The organism is Providencia sp. PROV061, assembly GCF_011045655.1.
GTDB lineage: Bacteria > Pseudomonadota > Gammaproteobacteria > Enterobacterales > Enterobacteriaceae > Providencia > Providencia hangzhouensis.
This window is the reverse complement of record NZ_CP042861.1, coordinates 3,875,006-3,894,002: the sequence shown is the minus strand read 5'-3', so window position 1 is coordinate 3,894,002 and position 18,997 is coordinate 3,875,006. Positions and strand designations below refer to the sequence as shown.

The 18,997-nt window shown below is 42.1% G+C and carries 17 protein-coding genes; 13 read left to right on the top strand and 4 right to left on the bottom strand.

From position 1 onward, the window contains the following. Positions 1 to 175: 175 nt before the first annotated feature. On the top strand, positions 176 to 1,054 hold the full coding sequence (rpoH, locus tag FVA72_RS17985; protein ID WP_004258535.1) for an RNA polymerase sigma factor RpoH: 879 nt from the start codon (positions 176 to 178) through the stop codon (positions 1,052 to 1,054). A gap of 109 nt (positions 1,055 to 1,163) precedes the next feature. On the opposite strand, the gene gloA2 is transcribed toward rpoH, so the two are convergent. Together gloA2 and panM are read right to left on the bottom strand one after the other, a co-directional pair. Beyond that, complete coding sequence (gene gloA2, locus FVA72_RS17980; RefSeq protein WP_004258531.1) at positions 1,164 to 1,550, bottom strand: SMU1112c/YaeR family gloxylase I-like metalloprotein; 387 nt, start codon at positions 1,548 to 1,550, stop codon at positions 1,164 to 1,166. Further along, entirely contained in the window at positions 1,537 to 1,950 is a 414-nt protein-coding gene (panM, locus tag FVA72_RS17975) for an aspartate 1-decarboxylase autocleavage activator PanM (protein WP_110591198.1), read from the bottom strand. Before panM ends, gloA2 begins: the two co-directional genes overlap by 14 nt. A gap of 379 nt (positions 1,951 to 2,329) precedes the next feature. Here panM and FVA72_RS17970 point away from each other — a divergent pair, with 379 nt between their 5' ends. The 5 genes from FVA72_RS17970 to livF all read left to right on the top strand — a co-directional run bounded on the left by FVA72_RS17970 (position 2,330) and on the right by livF (position 7,213). After that, a complete protein-coding gene (locus FVA72_RS17970) occupies positions 2,330 to 3,439 on the top strand; it encodes a branched-chain amino acid ABC transporter substrate-binding protein (RefSeq protein ID WP_004908157.1) in 1,110 nt (369 codons plus the stop codon). A gap of 102 nt (positions 3,440 to 3,541) precedes the next feature. Then, the gene (gene livH / locus FVA72_RS17965; protein ID WP_004258523.1) at positions 3,542 to 4,468 is read left to right on the top strand and encodes a high-affinity branched-chain amino acid ABC transporter permease LivH; all 927 of its coding nucleotides are present in this window, start codon (positions 3,542 to 3,544) and stop codon (positions 4,466 to 4,468) included. Next, on the top strand, positions 4,465 to 5,736 hold the full coding sequence (locus FVA72_RS17960) for a high-affinity branched-chain amino acid ABC transporter permease LivM (RefSeq protein ID WP_094961471.1): 1,272 nt from the start codon (positions 4,465 to 4,467) through the stop codon (positions 5,734 to 5,736). The genes livH and FVA72_RS17960 overlap by 4 nt, the downstream gene beginning before the upstream one ends. Next, the gene (gene livG / locus FVA72_RS17955) at positions 5,733 to 6,512 is read left to right on the top strand and encodes a high-affinity branched-chain amino acid ABC transporter ATP-binding protein LivG (protein ID WP_004258513.1); all 780 of its coding nucleotides are present in this window, start codon (positions 5,733 to 5,735) and stop codon (positions 6,510 to 6,512) included. The genes FVA72_RS17960 and livG overlap by 4 nt, the downstream gene beginning before the upstream one ends. Further along, positions 6,512 to 7,213, top strand: a complete 702-nt coding sequence (livF, locus tag FVA72_RS17950; RefSeq protein ID WP_004258508.1) for a high-affinity branched-chain amino acid ABC transporter ATP-binding protein LivF — start codon at positions 6,512 to 6,514, stop codon at positions 7,211 to 7,213. Before livG ends, livF begins: the two co-directional genes overlap by 1 nt. Positions 7,214 to 7,447: 234 nt before the next feature. Here livF and FVA72_RS17945 read toward each other — a convergent pair whose 3' ends face one another. Continuing rightward, a complete protein-coding gene (locus tag FVA72_RS17945) occupies positions 7,448 to 8,266 on the bottom strand; it encodes a hypothetical protein (protein WP_110591199.1) in 819 nt (272 codons plus the stop codon). A 497-nt stretch (positions 8,267 to 8,763) separates the two neighbouring features. Here FVA72_RS17945 and hutU point away from each other — a divergent pair, with 497 nt between their 5' ends. The 7 genes from hutU (at position 8,764) to FVA72_RS17910 (ending at position 18,091) form a co-directional block, all read left to right on the top strand. Next, positions 8,764 to 10,431, top strand: coding sequence for a urocanate hydratase (hutU, locus tag FVA72_RS17940; protein ID WP_110591200.1), 1,668 nt, complete (start codon positions 8,764 to 8,766; stop codon positions 10,429 to 10,431). Positions 10,432 to 10,488: 57 nt separating this feature from the next. Continuing rightward, positions 10,489 to 11,673, top strand: a complete 1,185-nt coding sequence (locus tag FVA72_RS17935; protein ID WP_110591201.1) for a CaiB/BaiF CoA transferase family protein — start codon at positions 10,489 to 10,491, stop codon at positions 11,671 to 11,673. Continuing rightward, positions 11,670 to 12,809, top strand: coding sequence for an acyl-CoA dehydrogenase family protein (locus tag FVA72_RS17930; RefSeq protein WP_004258492.1), 1,140 nt, complete (start codon positions 11,670 to 11,672; stop codon positions 12,807 to 12,809). Before FVA72_RS17935 ends, FVA72_RS17930 begins: the two co-directional genes overlap by 4 nt. A 274-nt stretch (positions 12,810 to 13,083) precedes the next feature. Next, on the top strand, positions 13,084 to 14,523 hold the full coding sequence (locus tag FVA72_RS17925; protein ID WP_096864389.1) for a purine-cytosine permease family protein: 1,440 nt from the start codon (positions 13,084 to 13,086) through the stop codon (positions 14,521 to 14,523). Positions 14,524 to 14,675: 152 nt separating this feature from the next. After that, entirely contained in the window at positions 14,676 to 15,431 is a 756-nt protein-coding gene (locus FVA72_RS17920) for an electron transfer flavoprotein subunit beta/FixA family protein (RefSeq protein ID WP_137019286.1), read from the top strand. A gap of 15 nt (positions 15,432 to 15,446) precedes the next feature. Then, positions 15,447 to 16,397, top strand: coding sequence for an electron transfer flavoprotein subunit alpha/FixB family protein (locus FVA72_RS17915; RefSeq protein ID WP_004258476.1), 951 nt, complete (start codon positions 15,447 to 15,449; stop codon positions 16,395 to 16,397). An 11-nt stretch (positions 16,398 to 16,408) separates the two neighbouring features. After that, positions 16,409 to 18,091, top strand: coding sequence for an electron transfer flavoprotein-ubiquinone oxidoreductase (locus FVA72_RS17910; RefSeq protein ID WP_110591204.1), 1,683 nt, complete (start codon positions 16,409 to 16,411; stop codon positions 18,089 to 18,091). Between the two features lie 88 nt (positions 18,092 to 18,179). Here FVA72_RS17910 and FVA72_RS17905 read toward each other — a convergent pair whose 3' ends face one another. Next, positions 18,180 to 18,893 (bottom strand): UTRA domain-containing protein, encoded by a 714-nt coding sequence (locus FVA72_RS17905; RefSeq protein WP_004258469.1) that lies wholly within the window; start codon positions 18,891 to 18,893, stop codon positions 18,180 to 18,182. Between the last annotated feature and the right edge of the window lie 104 nt (positions 18,894 to 18,997).

Sequence of the window (18,997 nt, the reverse complement as noted above, 5' to 3'; positions counted from 1 at the left end):
AAAAATGAACTTAGTCTGAATTGTTTTGTCCTACATTGACCTACTGTTAACAAATTTTGTATATAATTTATTTAACGCGGTTAAACTGGTAGACTAAAAGTGTTTGCCTCATGGTTAACCAATGCGGTTATCAATACAAACTAATCTGTTTTCTATTATTTTATTGAGGATCTGAATGACCAAAGACATGCAATCATTAGCTCTTGTTCCACAGGGGAGTATTGAAGCCTACGTTCGGGCGGCTAACTCTTACCCGATGCTTACCGCTGAGGAAGAAAAGGAACTCGCTGAACGGCTGCATTACCATGGTGATCTGGATGCTGCAAAGCAACTGATCTTATCGCATTTGCGCTTTGTTATTCATGTTGCTCGTAGTTATGCAGGGTATGGTTTACCGCAAGCTGATTTAATTCAGGAAGGTAATATCGGCCTGATGAAAGCGGTGCGTCGTTTCAATCCTGAAGTTGGCGTTCGCCTTGTTTCCTTTGCGGTTCACTGGATCAAAGCTGAAATTCATGAATACGTTTTACGTAACTGGCGTATTGTGAAAGTCGCGACGACAAAATCGCAGCGTAAGTTATTCTTTAATTTAAGAAAGAATAAAAAACGTCTTGGTTGGTTTAACCAGGACGAAGTCGATATGGTTGCCCAAGAGTTAGGGGTAAGTACTAAAGATGTGCGTGAGATGGAATCACGTATGGCTGCACAAGATATGGCATTTGATATGTCAGATGACGATGACAGCAGTGATTTTGGTGGTCCGGTAGCCCCAGTCTTATACTTACAAGACAAAGCATCAGACTTTGCTGGCTCAATTGAAGATGATAATTGGGAAAGCCATGCAACTGATCGCTTAGCAGATGCACTAGACTCTTTGGACGAGCGTAGTCAGGATATCATCCGAGCTCGTTGGTTAGACGATGACAACAAAACAACGTTGCAAGAACTTGCTGATAAATACGGCGTTTCTGCAGAACGCGTTCGTCAGCTTGAAAAGAACGCCATGAAGAAGTTACGTTTGGCGATGGAAGAAGACGAAGACAGCGAAATGTAATTTATTACTGGCTAATTCGTTGCTCACTAAAATTATCTGCATTTATTGCCTGTTAAGAGGTGGATAAATGCAGATAATCATTTCTACTTTTACATTTTTAATTGTTCAATTAATCACTGTATAACTCTAGCGGTAAGCCATCTGGATCTGTGAAAAATGTAAAACGCTTTTGCGTGTAGGGGTCAACCCGTATTGCTTCACAAGCCACACCTTGTTCAGTTAAATAAGCGACCCATTTATCTAAATCATCGACACCGAAGGCTAAATGACGTAGCCCTGTGGCTTCGGGGTAACTTAGTCTCGCTGGTGGATTAACAAAACTGAATAACTCAATTTGGTAATGCTCACCAAAAGCTAAGTCTGCTTTCCACGAATTATTTGCTGGACGGTAATGTTCTTCAAGTAAATTTAAGCCCAAAATACGGCAATAAAAATCCTTACTGACGTCAAAATTGGATGCGATAATAGCAACATGATGAATTTTATTTAACTTCATGCTGTTTTTCCCATATATCAGGTTGTGCGGTGGCATTGAAGCCATTTGCCGACAAGAAAAGCTGCATTGCTTCTTTTTCTTGCCGGGCAACCCCACTAATGTCAAATTTCCATAGTGTAATATCAGGGATTGTTTGGCAAATTTCTTCTAATAAATATGATCCTACACCTCGTCGGCGAGTGACCTCTCGCACACAAAAATCCCACAAAGTGGCAGTGCTATGATCCACAGTAATTTTTGCTGCGCCAAGAAGGCGGTCATTAAAGCGAGCTGCATAAAATTGCTCACCTGCTTTACACATTTTGGCTAGCTCAAAAGGGCTCTGGTCAGGCCAGATTTTATGTAAGTCCAGATATTGTTGCTCAGTAGGATTGACCAGCGGGATAATAGTGAGTCTCATGATATTTTGTTTGTTTCCCTGTAAGAGTTGCAGTCACTCATCCTGCCAGAGTGATCTACAACCGATTTTTTGATTTTAGAGAGAAAAATTTGGTGATACTGAATTTTCCGAATTTCACTCGGATTAATTTAAATTTAACCCGAATATAACACTAGTATTTACAAAAAACCTACTTTAACACATCAGTTTTTTATTCTGCTTCTAATGTAAAAACCTGCCATATCCATTTGCTATTTAGCATAATTATCTTGTTTAATGTTATGAAATATATAGCCTTATTCGCTGTATTTTGAAATATCAGGCATTGTACCTGTCAACCATAATAATCTACTACAAATCAAACACAAACACTCAGAACCATGAAGACGGGGACGATAAAATGAAGAATATGAATAAAGCATTATTAGCGGGCTGTATTGCGATGGCATTCAGTTCAGCGGGATGGGCAAAGGAAATTAAAATAGCGGTTGTTGGCGCGATGTCGGGGCCTGTGGCTCAATATGGTGATATGGAATTTACAGGTGCGCGCCAAGCGATTGCAGATATTAATGCTAAAGGTGGCATTAATGGAAACACATTAGTGGCAGTCGAATATGATGATGCTTGCGACCCAAAACAAGCGGTTGCGGTAGCAAACAAAGTCATTAACGATGGTATCCGCCATGTTATTGGGCATTTATGTTCCTCTTCAACACAGCCTGCATCCGATATTTATGAAGATGAAGGCGTCATTATGATCACCCCGGCAGCAACCAATGCGGATTTAACCACGCGTGGTTACCAGATGGTGTTGCGTACAACAGGTTTGGATTCAGACCAAGGACCAACAGCCGCTAAATTTATTATGGAAGATATCAAACCAACCCGTATTGCTGTTGTTCACGACAAACAACAATATGGGGAAGGTTTAGCACGCTCTGTACGTGAAAGCCTCAATAAAGCCGGCGTTAAAGAAGTGATGTTTGAAGGGGTAACAGCGGGTGACAAAGACTTCTCTGCTTTAGTCGCAAAATTGAAAAAAGAGAATGTGGATTTTGTTTACTTTGGGGGATATTACCCAGAAATGGGACAAATCTTACGCCAAGCTAAACAAGCTGGCTTGAATATTCGCTTTATGGGGCCTGAAGGCGTCGGTAACTCTTCATTATCGAATATTGCAGGTGATGCTTCGGAAGGCATGCTGGTAACTTTACCAAAACGCTATGACCAAGTCGCGACTAACCAACCGATTGTTGATGCCATCAAAGCGAAGAAAGAAGACCCAACAGGGCCATTTGTTTGGACAACTTATGCTGCTATCCAAGGTTTAACGACGGCAATGGAGCGTACTGGCAGCATCGAGCCTGAAGATTTAGTGAAAGACTTGAAAGCAAACCCGGTCGAAACGGTCATGGGAACGTTAAGCTGGCAGCCAAACGGTGACCTGAAAGGGTTTGAGTTCGGTGTATTTGAGTGGCACAAAGATGGGACATCCACCTCTGTAAAATAGTACTCAGCAGTGTTCCAGCATAGTGAATAAGAACCGGAAGTGAGTAACTTGCTTCCGGCTTCTGTTCTCTATATAGGACAAGTAGTTCGAAAGGATAGTCTTATGTCAGATCAAATTCTCTATTTTATTCAGCAACTTCTGAATGGTTTAACCCTTGGTAGTACCTATGCATTGATAGCCATCGGATATACGATGGTATATGGCATCATTGGGATGATTAACTTTGCCCACGGCGAAGTGTACATGATAGGTAGCTATGTCTCTTTTATTGTGATCGCAGGCCTAATGATGCTTGGGATCGATATCGGCTGGATCTTGGTTGCTGCGGCCTTCATTGCGGCAATCGTGGTCTCTAGCGCCTATGGTTGGAGTATTGAACGCGTTGCTTATCGGCCAGTTCGCCATTCTAAACGCTTGATTGCGTTGATCTCTGCGATCGGGATGTCTATTTTCCTACAAAACTACGTCAGCCTGTCACAAGGTTCCCGTGATTTAGCTCTACCCAGTTTGATCACAGGGCAATGGGTTCTAGGTGAAAGCGATGGTTTTGAAGCCACGGTGACTAAGATGCAATTGACCATCTGGGTGGTTACCGTGCTTGCGATGTTAGCTTTGACGCTATTTATTCGCTATTCAAAGATGGGAAGAGCCTGCCGAGCCTGTGCGGAAGATCTTAAAATGGCCAGCTTATTAGGTATTAATACCGATCGAGTTATTTCATTGACCTTCGTTATCGGTGCGGCAATGGCTGCTGTAGCTGGTGTACTGCTGGGGCAATTTTATGGTGTGATTAACCCATATATTGGCTTTATGGCAGGAATGAAAGCATTTACCGCGGCAGTGCTAGGGGGAATTGGGAGTATTCCGGGTGCTATGTTAGGCGGGTTAATCTTAGGCGTTGCAGAAGCAATGACCTCTGCATATTTAAGTACAGAATATAAAGATGTTGTATCATTTGGTTTATTGATAGGTGTGTTATTAATCATGCCAACCGGCATTCTGGGACGCCCGGAGGTCGAAAAAGTATGAGAAAAGAAAATTGGATTAATGCCGTTGTTGCTTCCTCGACTTTCTTCGTGCTGGCGCTGTTTATGATGGGCTTGCAACTTGCGCTCGATGGCACAAAACTGATCGTGACAGTTGGGGATTCTGTGCGTTGGAACTGGATCATTGCTGGCATTGTGGTGATCTTTGTTTATCAATTGGTTCGCCCAACGTTGAGTAAAGTTTGGCAAGGGGTTCCTAAGAAGGCGTGGGCTATTCCTGATTTTGATGGTTCGACAACCAAGCAAAAAATTCTTGCGGTTATAATTATTATTGCTGCAATTATTTGGCCGTTTATTGTTTCTCGCGGAAGTGTGGATATTGCCACCCTAACATTAATTTATGTGATGCTAGGCTTAGGGCTAAATGTGGTTGTCGGGTTATCAGGATTACTGGTTCTTGGATACGCCGGTTTTTATGCCATCGGAGCTTATACTTTTGGTTTATTAAATCATTATTATGGTTTTGGGTTCTGGGAAAGTTTACCGATTGCAGGTTTAACCGCTGCGTTAGCGGGCTTTTTACTAGGGTTCCCTGTTCTAAGGTTACGTGGTGACTATCTTGCCATAGTGACGCTTGGCTTTGGGGAGATTGTTCGTATTTTATTACTGAATAATACTGAAATCACGGGTGGGCCAAATGGGATCAGCCAATTACCGAAACCGACTTTTTTTGGCTTGGAATTCAGCCGTACCGCGAAAGAGGGTTGGGACACCTTCCATAACTTTTTCGGCTTAGATTACAGCCCGGGTGACCGAATTATCTTCCTGTATTTTGTCGCTTTACTATTAGTGGTTTTAACCTTATTTGTTATCAATCGGTTACTGCGTATGCCATTAGGTCGTGCGTGGGAAGCATTACGCGAAGATGAAATTGCCTGCCGCTCATTAGGGTTAAGTCCAACTCGAATAAAATTAACCGCATTTACTATCAGTGCAGCCTTTGCAGGGTTTGCAGGGACGTTATTTGCCGCACGGCAAGGTTTTATCAGTCCAGAGTCTTTTACCTTTGTGGAATCGGCATTTGTGTTAGCCATCGTCGTTTTAGGAGGAATGGGTTCACAAACCTCCGTTATTTTAGCCGCAATTATCTTAGTTGTATCACGGGAAATGATGCGTGACCTTAACCAATACAGCATGCTGCTATTAGGGGCGCTAATGGTGCTGATGATGATCTGGCGACCACAAGGCCTATTACCGATGAAACGCCGTCAAATGCAGGTGAAAAAAGTCCCTGAAGGGGAGGGCGTATGAGTCATATAACCACGCCTTTGTTACAAGTGAATGGCTTAACAATGCGTTTTGGTGGGTTACTTGCCGTCAATAATGTTGAGTTAACTATTAATCAAGGGGAAATCGTCTCACTGATTGGCCCAAATGGGGCGGGTAAAACCACCATTTTTAACTGTTTAACCGGTTTTTATAAGCCGACCAGTGGCACGATTTTATATCGAGAAAAACATCTTGAGGGACTGACCGGGCAGGCGATTGCACGCCTTGGTGTCATCCGAACATTTCAGCATGTGCGGTTGTTTAAAGAAATGACGGTAATTGAAAATTTACTTGTGGCGCAGCATCAACATTTAAAAAGTGGCATTTTTTCTGGGTTATTGAAAACCCCTGCATTTCGTCGAGCAGAGTCTGAAGCGCTTGATAATGCGGTAAAATGGCTTGAGCGTGTTGATTTACTCCCCTTTGCAAATCGCCAAGCGGGTAATTTAGCCTATGGTCAGCAGCGTCGGTTAGAAATTGCTCGCTGTATGGTCACTCGCCCTGAAATTTTAATGCTGGATGAACCTGCGGCAGGTCTTAACCCTAAAGAAACCAATGATTTGGATGACTTAATTGCTGAGTTGCGTACTCATCATAATGTTTCAATTCTATTAATTGAACATGATATGAAATTAGTCATGGGAATTTCAGATCGTATTTATGTCGTGAATCAAGGAACGCCATTGGCGAATGGCACACCGAGTGAGATTCGCCAACATCCAGATGTGATAAAAGCCTATTTGGGGGAAGCTTACTGATGCTAGAGTTTAAAAAAGTTTCTACCCATTATGGAAAAATTCAAGCGTTACATGAGATTAGCTTGAATATCCAAAAAGGTGAAATTGTGACCTTAATCGGAGCAAATGGCGCTGGGAAAACAACGTTGCTCAGTACCCTTTGTGGCGATCCACGAGCATCGGAAGGCCAAGTCATTTACCGAGGCGTGGATATCACTCAATTGCCCACTTCGAAAATTATGCGTGAAGACATTGCTCTAGTACCAGAAGGGCGGCGTGTATTTTCTCGTATGACTGTGGAAGAAAACCTCGCAATGGGGGGCTTTTTTGCTGATCGCCAACAGTACCAAGAACGTATTGAGCGGGTTTATAAGTTGTTTCCAAGGCTATATGAGCGCCGAAGCCAACGTTCAGGAACGATGTCAGGTGGTGAGCAACAAATGCTAGCGATAGGCCGTGCTTTAATGAGCCAGCCAGAGTTGTTGCTGCTTGATGAGCCATCCCTCGGGCTTGCTCCCATTATCATTATGCAAATTTTCGATACAATCCAACAGCTACGTGAAGAAGGAATGACGATTTTCCTTGTCGAACAAAACGCCAACCAAGCGTTGAAGCTCGCAGACCGTGGTTATGTGTTGGAAAATGGGCATATTGTGTTAGAAGACAGCGGTAAAGCACTTTTAGCCAATGAGGCGGTTAGAAGCGCGTATCTCGGCGGCTAAAATTTTCGTCATCCTTCACGCTGTGGCGTTGTTGGCTTCATTCGGTTAGTTGGGGCACATACTTATGTATGTTCCCCAATTTTCGTCATACTTCATGCTGTGGCGTTGTTGGCTTCATTCAGCTATTTGGGGCGCATACTTGTGTATGCTCCCCGAGATATCCTCATTTTGCCGCCTAGCCACAACGTGAATTATTTATTAAATCATTAAATTGCTATTGGCTATGCTATCGAGTTATAGCTGTGGTGGGTTCGTTTCAATTTTTATTTTTAGTGTTAACTTGTCCTGTTTTTCAGCAATTAACTTATCCTGTTCATCAAATGTAAAATGAGTCGTCGTTTCTGCTATAACCTCTGAATTATTAACTTTTTTTCCAGTTTTTGTATTGATTAAATTAAAGTAACCTTCAGATTTTACCTGATAGCTATTATTATCTAAAATATTAATCATGATTGATGATTTGCCATGATCTTGAAATAAAAATTCGGATTGGGTTTTACTTATCATTTCCGAGGCTTTAATAGTGCCTTCTGCCAAATGGGCTTGATTTGCAATATTACAAATATGGCATATATGTGAAGGCGGTAATTTTCCTAGGTATTTCTTAATATCCATTATGGATTGTAGTTTTATTGGGTTATCTTGTTGATTTTTAATAAGGATATTCATTCTTGGTATGTCAGAGGCGATTTGTTTAAAGTGGGATTCTTCTAATTCAATATATCCACTTGATCTTATTTTATTTTCAATTACAAAAAAAGGATTTATATCTTGTTTTATTTCTAAATTAATTACTTGATTTTCATTTGATATATTATCGAATGAGATATGGCAATTTTTTTTAGATGATGAGAATAGTGGCAAATAGTAATGCTTTCTAGCAAAATTAATAGCTTCTTTCTCTTCGGTGATATAAAACCAAGATTTATTTTTAATTAAATATGGCAATAGGCTGTTTAAATTAATAACTTTATTTATATCAAAATTTCTTTTGTTTTTTGGGATGAAATAATTTCTTACCCGATTAAAAAAATTAGTAATGTTGATGCTCATAAAATTCTCCAATTTTAAACAGGAGGAAAAATAACCTGTTTTTAGAAGAAATAATTGCAAGAAGCGTGAATAGCTAATAAATAGCGCATCTACTTCTATACATCGTTACAATGTTCTGTGAAGCGACTCTCAATTTTGTTATTTGCTTGTTTCTATGCATAAAAACAAATGTATATACAACTTTCTCTCTAGAAACATACAGCTACTTGTTGTTGTATAACATCCCTCGTATTCCAACCTTCACACTTCCTACAAAATTTCAAATTTAAATGTATATACTTTGTGAAGTAAATGTATATATATTTACTTCATCGATAAACGCTCTCAATGAATAGATAGTATCGAGCAAGTTGATAGAAAAATAATCTGTTGATTTATAATCAATTAATTAGTTTGAAGACGCACGTGCATCGCCACTAACTGGGTATCTCGCAGATTATTATAAATAAAATTGTTAATTTAAAGTTAATTAAAAATGGATAATAGGGGATACAACCATGTTAAATCGTACTGACTCAACTCGAGTGATCCGCGCACCACGTGGCAGTGAGAAAAGCTGTAAAAGCTGGCTGACAGAAGCGGTATACCGCATGATCCAAAATAATTTAGACCCAGATGTTGCTGAGCACCCTCAAAGCTTGGTGGTCTATGGCGGTATCGGCCGTGCAGCACGTGATTGGGAATGTTATGACAAAATTTTAGATGTGCTGACCACATTGGAAGATGACCAAACATTACTCGTGCAATCAGGTAAACCTGTTGGTGTGTTCCCTACCCATCCAGATGCCCCACGCGTGTTGATCGCAAACTCAAATATTGTTCCTCACTGGGCGAATTGGGATCACTTTAATGAGTTAGATCGCAAAGGCCTAATGATGTATGGCCAAATGACGGCCGGCTCTTGGATCTATATTGGTTCTCAAGGGATCGTTCAAGGCACCTATGAAACCTTTGTTTCGCTTGCTAAACAGCACTTTAATGGCAACGCCGCAGGGCGCTGGATCTTAACCGGTGGCCTTGGAGGGATGGGAGGAGCACAGCCATTAGCAGCAACTATGGCAGGTTTTAGCATGATAGCGGTCGAGTGCGATGAAAGCCGTATCGATTTTCGTCTAAGAACCCGTTATGTAGACAAAAAAGCGACTTCTCTTGATGAAGCATTGCAATATATCGACGATGCCAAAGCCAATGGCCAACCCGTTTCTGTTGGGCTATTAGGTAATGCGGCTGATGTTTACAGTGAATTGGTGAAACGCAATATCACCCCTGATTCAGTGACCGACCAAACGAGTGCCCATGACCCAGTACATGGCTACTTACCACAGGGTTGGACACTCACCCAATGGCGTGAAAAACAACAAACTGCCCCTGCTGAAGTGACCAAAGCTGCGAAAAAAAGCATGGCAGTACAAGTAGATGCGATGCTAACGATGCAAAAACGTGGCTCAGCAGCTTTTGACTACGGCAACAATATTCGCCAAATGGCAAAAGATGAAGGAATTAGTAATGCCTTTGATTTCCCAGGTTTTGTTCCTGCTTATATCCGCCCATTATTTTGTGAAGGTGTTGGACCATTCCGTTGGGTCGCGTTATCAGGTGACCCAGAAGATATCTATAAAACAGACCAAAAAGTAAAAGAATTATTACCAGATGACAAACACTTACATAATTGGCTCGATATGGCACGTGAACGTATCGCATTCCAAGGGCTTCCTGCTCGTATTTGTTGGGTCGGTTTAAAAGACAGAGAAAGATTAGGGCGTGCTTTCAACGAAATGGTGAAAAGTGGTGAGTTAAAGGGACCGATTGTCATCGGTCGTGATCACTTAGATTCAGGCTCTGTTGCGAGTCCACACCGTGAAACGGAATCCATGAAAGATGGCTCTGATGCCGTATCAGACTGGCCTTTATTAAACGCACTGTTAAATACCGCAGGTGGGGCAACATGGGTCAGTTTACATCATGGTGGTGGTGTTGGCATGGGCTTCTCACAGCATTCAGGTGTCGTCATTGTATGTGATGGAACGGACGCTGCTGATAAACGTTTAGCGCGCGTTTTACATAATGACCCTGCAACGGGTGTTATGCGTCATGCAGATGCAGGTTATGACATCGCCATTAACTGTGCGAAAGAGCAAGGCTTGAACTTGCCGATGGTGAAGTAATGTCCTTTGCCGGCTGCTTAATCGGTCGGCATCTTTCTGGAATAGAAGGAATTCAGTATGAATGCTGCGTTAACTCAGAAAAGACAAGGGCCACTGGCGGGGATCAAAGTGATCGACTTAAGCCGTGTGTTAGCAGGCCCTTATTGCACCGGTATGATGGCCGATCTTGGTGCTGAAGTGATCAAAATTGAAGTGCCCAACCACGGTGATGACAGCCGCCATTTAGGGCCATATATTGATGGCGAAAGTGTTTACTACGGTTTGATTAACCGAGGTAAACGCAGTATTGAATTGGATCTTAAAGCGGATGAAGACCGAGCGATTTTATTTCAATTAGTTAAAGAAAGTGATGTGGTGGTTGAAAACTTTCGCCCTGGTGTGACTCAACGACTTGGTATCGATTTTGAGAGCTTAAAGCAGCACAACCCTAAATTAATTTACGCCAGTATTTCAGGGTTTGGACAAAACAGCCCACTTGCCAGTTACCCGGCTTATGACATTGTGGCACAAGCGATGTCAGGCCTAATGAGTGTCACGGGGTTCCCAGAAACAGGGCCAACACGTAGCGGTGAGTCAATTGGCGATGTGTGTGCAGGGATGTTTGCGTCATGGGCGATAAGCAGTGCGCTATTTGCGAGAGAGCGTCATGGCGAAGCGGCACAGTATATTGATGTGGCGATGGTAGATGTCTTATTGAGCATGCAGTTAACTGGGCTTTCAAACTTATTTGCAAATGATAAGGCCCCGAGCTTAGTGGGGAACCGCCACCCAGTATCCACGCCATTTGATACCTATCAAGCAAAAGACGGTTTAGTCGTTATCGCGATTGCGAGTGAAAAGCTATTTCAACGCTTTTGCGAATGTATGGAAAAACCGCAGTTATGCCACGACCCGCGCTACGGTGATGACCCAAGCAGAACGCAGTATCAAGCTGAACTTAGAAAAGAAATCGAAAGTTGGACACGCCAAAAAACGGTTGAAGAGGTATGTGACATATTATTAAACGCGGGGGTTCCTGCTTCACCCATTCATAATTTGCACCAAGCCACACAAAGTGAACATGCCGAAGTGAGGAAAGTACTGACGTACCTGAATGATGGAGGAACACCATTGGTTTCTCAACCGGTTTTTTTTAATGGAAATAAACCTCATTCGACCCGCCGTGCCCCGAAATTAGGTGAGGCAAACTTAGTTTATAAACCAGCGAAAACAACAATTAAAAATGCGGAGACGATGCAATGAGTTTTGATATTAATGAAACGGAACAAGCGGTTGTAGATGCGGTAGAAAAAGTTTGCCATGACATTTTACAGCCAAATGCACAAAGATACGATGAAACCGAAACCTTTTGTGCTGAAAGTTTACAAGCGTTAGGGGAAATGGGCTGTTGGGGAATTAATTTACCTGAACAGTATGGCGGTTTTGGTATTGGCAGTGTGGCGATGAGCAAGGTCGTGGAAGCGGTTGCAGCAGCTTGTGCATCGACGTCATCGGCTCTAACGGCGCATTTTTTGGCGACAGATTCAATTTTAATTGGTGGGACAGAAGAGCAAAAAAATCATTGGTTACCAAAAGCCGCTGCTGGGGAATTATTAGGTGCATTCGGCTTAACTGAGCCGGCTGCGGGCTCTAACCCTGCGGATATGCGTACTGTGGCTGTACGTGAAAATGGCGGATGGCGTATTCGAGGAAATAAACACTATATCACAAACGCCAAAGAGGCTGATTTTATTGTGTTATATGCTAAAACCGATGTTGAAGCGGGAGCCCGTGGCATCAGTGCATTTATGATCCCTAAAGGCACTGAAGGTGTGGCATTTTCTCAACCTGAAAAAACCATGGGATTAAGGGGTAGCACGATTTATGAATTAGCGCTGAATTGTTGGCTACCGGAATCGGCATTACTGGGAGAGGAAAATAAAGGGTTCCACACCGCCATGGAAGTTTTAGATAAAGGGCGTGTTGAAGTGGCCGCAACGTCACTCGGTATTGCTCGGGCTGCGATGGAAAGTGCTTTAGGTTGGGTAAAAGAACGCCAAATTGGTAAAAAGCCATTAGCCGCATACCAAGGAACTCAATGGCGTATTGCGGATATGCACACGCAATTGGAGGCTGCTCGCATGTTGACTTGGCAAGCTGCAGAATTGCGTGATTCAGGGGAGCGTTTTAGTTTGCAATCTGCGACGGCGAAATTGTTTGCCGCTGAGTGCGCGGGTTTTGTTACGGATGCAGCATTACAGCTTCATGGCGGCTACGGCTATATTCGTGACCTCCCTCTTGAACGTTATGTGCGTGACGCACGGATTTTACGGATTTTTGAAGGGACATCAGAAATACAAAAAATTATTATTTCACGTGCTGTTTTAGACGCCCACTAATTAATTTTAAGTATTAAATGAGTAAGCGGGACAGGCGTTTACTCGTTTATGGAGCACCACAGGAAGCACTACCTGACAACAGGATCATGGAATTAAAAACACAACAACAATCAGGTTTAAGAATGTATTTCAATTAGTTATTCAGGGTGAATAACAGATAAAACATCACCCAGCGTAATGCTTAATAACTGTACCTTACAACTGTAGTTATTGCGGTTCCATTACGATTAATTGGTTCATTCTTTAAGCCAGCCTTGCTTAAAGAGGAGTTACCATGACAGTTTCAAACGACATCGCTACAGGGCAAAAAAACCGGCAGGAGAATGTCCCCTTAATCGAAGCGCGTTCCATCGATTACATTCCAGAGTCCGAGCGCCATGGCACTTTATCGAGCCAATTCACACTTTGGTTCGGTTCTAATTTGCAAATAACGGCAATTGTAACGGGGGCCTTGGCAGTCGTGCTTGGCGGAGATGTATTCTGGTCATTAATTGGCTTGTTTATTGGCCAATTATTAGGTGGTGCGGTGATGGCCTTGCATGCGGTGCAAGGGCCGAAATTGGGGTTACCACAAATGATCTCGAGTCGTGTACAGTTTGGCGTATACGGTGCCGTCATCCCTATTTTATTAGTTTGCATGATGTATGTCGGGTTTTCTGCTAGTGGTACCGTGCTGGCAGGGCAAGCGGTTGGTCAGTTGTTACATGTGACTGATTGGGTTGGAATTATTATTTTTGGTGTGGTGATTATCGGCATTACAATTTGTGGTTATCGCATCATTCATATTTTAGGGAAAGTAGCGAGCGTTATCGGCGTGATTACGTTCTTTTATCTATTTTTCCGTCTATTTTATATGAATGATGTTTCGGTATTACTGGAAAACCGCCATTTTAGCTGGACGAACTTTTTATTAGCGATGTCATTGTCTGCTTCTTGGCAAATTGCATTTGGGCCTTATGTTGCTGACTATTCTCGTTATTTACCGACTAAAACCCCGACAATTAAAGCCTTCTTGGCTGTGGGTTCAGGCACAGTAATTGGTACGCAAGCCTCAATGATTTTAGGGGTTTTTGCCGCAGCGCTTGCTGGCAATAAGTTTGCCGGTAATGAAGTCTCGTATATTGTGGGCTTAGGCAGCACAGGTTTAATCGCGGCGTTGCTATACATCAGTATTTTCTATGGGAAAGTGACAATAACTGCATTGAATGCCTATGGTAGCTTTATGTCTATGGCTGCGATTTGGTGTGGTTTCCGTGGGAAAAGCCAAATTTCTCGTGGCCAACGGTTGTTCTTTATTATTCTAATGGTCAGTTTTTCAACACTACTTGGGTTAGCGGGCCAGCACTCATTTTTAAAACTCTTCTCTGCTTTCTTATTGTTTTTACTTGCATTCTTTACCCCTTGGAGTGCAATTAACTTAGTTGACTACTATTGGGTCACTAAAGGTCGCTACGACGTTCCCGAACTTGCAAACCCAAATGGCCGCTATGGGCGTTGGAATAAAGTCGGGATATTCACTTACATTGCCGGTGTATTAATACAATTACCATTTATATCAACAGGTTTTTATACCGGGCCTTTAGTCGAAAAACTCGGTGGTGTCGATATTTCATGGATTGTTGGCTTAGTAGCAACAAGTATTCTTTACTATGTTGCGATTAAAAAATGGCCTATGTCAGTCGCAGATCGGTTGATATTACCGACAACAAAATAACCATTTCATAAAAAACTAGCATTAAAAAGCGTAAAAATTGAGATAGCCAGTAGCAGTGTAACTATCACTGTTACGGTTTCTCTCAACCTAAAAAACGGTTTTAGAACATTACCATACCCACCAATCGTTGAAGAATTGGGATAGGAGTTGCTATGAAAATTTTAGTCGCAGTGAAGCGAGTGATAGACCATAACGTCAAAATAAGAGTAAAAGCCGATGGTTCAGGGGTTGAATTGGCGAATGTCAAAATGGCAATTAACCCATTTGATGAAATTGCCGTCGAAGAAGCTGTGCGTTTAAAAGAGGCGGGAAAAGCAACAGAAGTGATTACGGTTTCCATCGGTGACATTGGTTATCAAGAAACATTACGTAGTGCGATGGCGATTGGCGCTGATCGTGGGATTTTAGTCCAAAGATCTGGGGGGGTAACACTAGAGCCACTGGATATAGCGCGTTTACTTCAACAAATCGTAGAAAGGGAACAGCCAGATCTTATTTTATTAGGCAAACAAGCTATTGATGATGATTGCAATCAAATAGGTCAAATGCTCAGCGCATTATTGGATTACCCGCAAGCGACATTTGCTTCTCAAGTTAAGCTTGAAGGGCAATCACTGCAAGTTACGAGGGAAATTGACGGTGGTTTAGAAACGTTAGAAATGCCATTGCCAGCGGTCATCACAACAGACTTACGGCTCAATGAACCTCGTTATGCAACTTTACCTAATATCATGAAAGCGAAGAAAAAAACGTTAGATATTATCGATATTACTGATATGGATTTTACCCCATTAGGGCAAATTAAAACGCTTAGTGTCTCAGAACCCAAAAAACGAGCGGGGCAATGTACATTGCTAAGCAGTGCGACAGAGCTAGTCAGTGCATTACAAGCGAAAGAAGTGATTTAATCGAGGAAAATACCTATGAGCCAAATATCTGTATTAGTGGTTGTCGAGCATGATAATCAAACAATAAAAACCTCTACTTATCATAGTATTAACGCTGCAAAACAACTTCTCACCGCAGGTGGCCATTTGCACTTATTAGTTGCAGGAAGTGAGACAGAATTGGTCGCTCAGCTAGCTGCGAGTATAAAAGGCGTGAGTAAAGTCCTAGAAATACAATCAGATAACCTTAAAAACCAACTTGCAGAACCGATGGCTCATGCGGTGGTGAATATTGCAGAAGAATATACTCATTTACTGTTTCCAGCGACGACATTTGGTAAAAATATTGCCCCACGGGTTGCTGCAAAGTTAGGGATCGCACAAGTTTCAGATATTACTCAAGTTATTGATTCTCAAACTTTTGTTAGACCTATTTATGCAGGGAATGCGTTAGCAACGGTACAAAACAATGGTCAGAAAGTGGTCATTACGGTGCGTAGTTCGGCATTTTCAGGGGGATATGAAACGCAAAATAGTGCTGAAATAGAGAAAGTTTCCCTTGCCGATATACCGCTGCGTAGTCAATTAAAAAGCCAATCGTTAACTCAAGTTAGCCGTGCGGAATTGAGCTCTGCAAAAGTGGTTATTTCAGGCGGGAGAGGCTTGAGCTCAGGTGAAAATTTTGCGTTATTGGAAACGATAGCTGACAAGCTAGGGGCTGCGGTTGGGGCTTCACGTGCTGCGGTAGACGCTGGTTTTGTGCCAAATGACTACCAAGTAGGACAAACAGGGAAAATTGTCGCACCTGATTTGTACATAGCTGTAGGAATTTCGGGGGCAATTCAGCATGTTGCAGGAATGAAAGAAAGCAAAGTGATCGTTGCTATCAATAGTGATCCTGAGGCACCGATTTTCCAAGTTGCGGATTATGGCATTGTTGGCGATCTGTTTGAGATCTTACCTGAATTTGACAAAGCATTGGCGTAATGGAGGGGCTCATGGCTATCGACAATATTGAGAAAATAAATGAGGCACCCGAGCGGGAATCGATGGAGTTCGACGTCCTGATTGTCGGTGGTGGGCCCGCGGGGTTATCTGCAGCAATACGTTTAAAGCAGCTAGCGGCAAAGAAAGGAACAGAAATTTCGGTTTGTTTAATTGATAAAGGTGCACAGATAGGAGCTCATATTTTATCTGGTGCAGTGATAGACCCACGTGCTCTCGATGAATTGCTACCAGATTGGCAGCAAAAGGTTTCGGCTTCTTTAACACCTGTAAGCCATGACCGTTTTTTATGGCTAAAAGAAAATAAAGCGAGTCATTTACCCCTCTCTTTATTGCCAAACTGTTTGAAAAACAATGGTAATTTCATTGGTAGCTTAGGGGAGATAAGTGCTGCACTAGCCGCGGAGGCAGAAGAATTAGGTGTTGATGTCTTTGCCGGTTTTGCTGCCACGGAGGTGTTATTTGATGATAAAAACCAAGTGATAGGCGTCACAACTGGAGATATGGGGCTTGATAAATTAGGCAACCCAACACAGATGTACCAACCGGGTATGAATTTACTGGCAAAAATGACCTTTTTTGCGGAAGGGTGCCGTGGTCAGCTAGGTAAGCAATTGATAAATCATTTTAATTTAGCCACAGAGAGCGGTAAACAAACCTATGGTTTGGGGATCAAGGAAATTTGGCAAATTCCAAAAGAGCAACATCAAGCAGGGTTAGTTGTCCATTCCGTTGGCTGGCCGCTAGATAACCACACCTATGGTGGTGGCTTTGCTTATCATTATGGGGATAACTTAGTCGCAGTGGGTTTGGTGGTCGGGTTAAATTATGAAAATCCGTATTTATCACCGTTTGATGAGTTTCAACGCTTAAAAACCCATCCTGCTTTTAGTGATTTCTTATCGGGTGGAGAACGGATCAGCTATGGTGCTAGAACGATGGTGGCGGGTGGGTTAGCCGCGTTACCTGAACTAAGCTTTCCCGGAGGTGTGTTAATTGGTGATGATGCAGGTTTTCTTAATGCAGCCCGAATTAAAGGCACCCATTGTGCGGTGAAAAGTGGGTTATTAGCAGCAGAAGCTTGGTTCAGTGCTAACCAGAATGGAATGGTTGATTATTTACAGTTTAAAAAGCAATTTCGCCAGCTATTTGAAGAGAGCTGGTTATATCAAGAGCTTTATCAAACACGCAATTTTAAGCCCTATATGAAAAAAGGGCTAGTGGTTGGTTCAATGCTATTTGGTGCAGAACAACTGTTATTTAAGGGGCGTACCCCGTGGACGTTGAAATTAAAACAATCGGATCATGAAGGAATAAAGGAAGCCAAGGGTTTTACACCGATAGATTACCCAAAACCCGATGGTAAATTAACGTTTGATAAGTCTTCTTCCGTATTTTTATCGAATACTAACCATGAAGAAGAACAACCCTGCCATTTAAAACTGGCTGATATTAATGTCCCTATCCAAGTTAATTTAATGAAATATGCTGCGCCCGAGACGCGTTATTGCCCCGCGGGAGTTTATGAAATTGTAGGGAATAAAAGCGAGGAAAAACTGCAAATTAATGCGCAAAACTGCCTGCATTGTAAGGCTTGTGACATTAAAGATCCGTTACAAAATATCACCTGGACTGCTCCCCAAGGAGGGGAAGGGCCTATTTATCAAGGAATGTAAAACGAATTTATTGTGATGTAGTTGTGCTTGATATTTTTGTTTTATCAGTCGCTTTGGGGCAATTTTGCCCCATTTTTTTATTTTTGCATTAATTCTCAATTCGAGAATGTAATTTTAATTTGTAACGCGAGCCAGCTGTGATCATATTAACATAGCTAATTAGAGTGTTACCTGTCCAAGTGCGACGGCTAAGTTGTAAACAAGGTGAGTTTTCTTTAATTGATAATGATTGAGCAATAGATTTTGTGGCTAATGCAGCTTCAATGGTATGTTCCATTTCACTGACAGGAAAATGGCGTTGCAAATAACCGCTAGGAGTTTCAGTGTCACCATATTTTTGCTTAACAAAGTCGGGCACAATGGCGTGGTTAACATAGCGTTCTTCTAACATTAAAGGAATATCGTTTTCAAAATGTAGTACTTTACAATAGCCCACATCACTTCCTTCACTAATCCCGAGCTGTAGTGCAATTTCTGCTGATGCGGGAATAATTTTTAGTTGCAGCTGGTGGCCGCTATATTTATTACCACTTGTTGAGATCTCATCAAAAATATCAAACGCTTTTGTTACGGGGAGCTCATGTTTTTGAGTGGCGACAAATGTGCCTTTGCCCGCAATACGATGTAGGATCCCTTTTTGACTTAACTCTGAAATGGCTTTATTCACGGTCATACGGCTTACATTGAATTGAGCACATAGCTCTAATTCTGTCGGTATTTGTGTTTCAGGCTTAAAAATACCTAAATCAATACTGCGTAAAATGTAAGACTGAATTTGCTTATATGCAGGTTGTAATGTCATCGCTGTTATTCAAAATTATTGTTAAAGGAAGGAGTGGTAACATTGTTTTATTGCCACATTTCACTCACAAACTTTGTATTGAATGCAAGTTTATCAGTAATTAC